The organism is Patiriisocius sp. 208BN25-11, from assembly GCF_058147145.1.
In genome coordinates, this window is the sequence record NZ_JBYVJY010000077.1 from 1 (window position 1) to 267 (window position 267).

Annotated in this window: 1 pseudogene; it reads left to right on the forward strand. The window is 31.5% G+C overall.

Annotated elements, in window-relative coordinates:
- Nucleotides 1–66: 66 nt before the first annotated feature.
- A pseudogene (locus ACY2RS_RS15630) lies at nucleotides 67–267 on the forward strand (dGTPase); the annotation flags it as partial.

Consider the following 267-nt stretch of genomic DNA (forward strand, 5'->3'; position numbering starts at 1 on the left):
TTTTTACTTGGCACATTGAAAAAGTATACAAGAGAATCCTATCTATAGAAAAATCCGTTTGATGGCATGGAGAAATTAAAAAAACCAAAAAGCCAAACCAAATACGGCTTTTTTCAAGAACAAAAAAAGCTATTTGAATTTGTAGCAAATGAAGTAGGCTTAATTAAGGTTAAAGGAATTGGGAAAAATGATTCTGCATACTATAGACATCCACTAGCTTTTATAATGGAAGCATCTGACGATATTGCTTCTGGAATGATTGACTTT